1 protein-coding gene is annotated in these 1220 nt (G+C 68.9%); it reads right to left on the bottom strand.

The features are described 5' to 3' along the window. Positions 1–1220 (bottom strand): tyrosine-type recombinase/integrase (locus ACGFI8_RS48035; protein ID WP_392815838.1); only part of this gene is annotated, 1220 nt, incomplete at both ends.

Here is a 1220-nt window from a genome sequence, read left to right as displayed (position 1 = left end):
TGGCCAAGGCCGGCGGTGCCGGCGGCCCGTTCCAGTTCGGCGCGCACCGCATTCTGGGACAGGCGCCGGCCGTGATGGGTGAACAGGAACTGTGCCGCGCGCCGGTATCTCGGGTGGGGCAACGGTTGTCCCGGGGAACGGATCTCGATGATGTGGTCGATCAGGTCGAGGATGTCCTCGTCGAGCGGGACCATGCGTTCGGATTCGAGTTTGCCGAGCGGGACCTTCAGCCATGCGCCTTGTCCGGGGACTTCGTGGACGCAGTCGAGTTCCAGGTCGAGCAGTTCACCGATGCGCAGCCCGCAGGAGCGTTGCAGCCGCAGCGCGCAGGCGGCCAGTTCGTTGCCGGGGCCGGGCCGTTGCAGTTCCTCGGTGAGCCGCCGGTCAGCATCGATGGGCAGGTAGCGGGGCAGGACTCTGGGGAGTTTGGGGATGTCGTCGCGGAACACCAGCCGTCGGGTCGGGGCGTCGGGCCAGCCCCACTCGGTGATGTCGGTGAGGAACCCTGCGAGGGCGAGGACGCGGCGGGAGCGTTCCGCGACGGAGATGACCTCGTTGGTCTTGGTATTGACGGCGTCGACCTGGGTGGACAGGTAGGGCTCGATGTGACGGCATCGTTGCAGGTCGGCGATCGACTGCAGAGCCGGGTCGGTGTGGGCGAGGAAGACCCCGAAGTGCATCAGTCGGGTGGCCAGGGAGGAGACCGTCTTCGGCGCGCATGTGGCTCGTTTGCGTTCGAGGTAGGCGATCAGCGCCGTGCGGACGGGTGGGGTGACCCCGCGCAGCCGGTCGGCGAAGGCGATCCCACCCGTGGGGCCGGTTGGGGCCGACACGATCTGCAGGTGGAACAGGACCCGGCGGGTGTTGCTCAGCGCCGCCTCGTAGTGTCGCCAGCCCTTGCCGGTGCGTTGCGCGCGTTGCATGCAGGCGGCGGCGAAGTCGTCGAGGTCTTGCGCGGTGAGCCGGTTCAGCGGCCGGCCGGTCTGGATCAGCAGCCGGGCGGGAACCTGGGAGGCGTTGGCCACCGCGACGCGTTCGCTGAAGCCCAGCTGCGCCGCGGCGCTCAAGAAGACGGCCAGGTCGGCGCCGATCGGGCAGCCTTCCACCTCGCGCCAGATGCTGGAGAACTTCCGCTCCAGCAGATAGTCGTAGCCAGGCCGCAGACCGCCGTGCAGGATCAGGAACGTGATCAGCGGCCGGGTAGCACCGTTGGCCGCCAA

The organism is Dactylosporangium sp. NPDC048998, from assembly GCF_043197855.1.
In the GTDB taxonomy this organism is placed as follows: Bacteria; Actinomycetota; Actinomycetes; order Mycobacteriales; family Micromonosporaceae; genus Dactylosporangium.
This window is presented reverse-complemented; position numbering and strand designations above follow the sequence as displayed.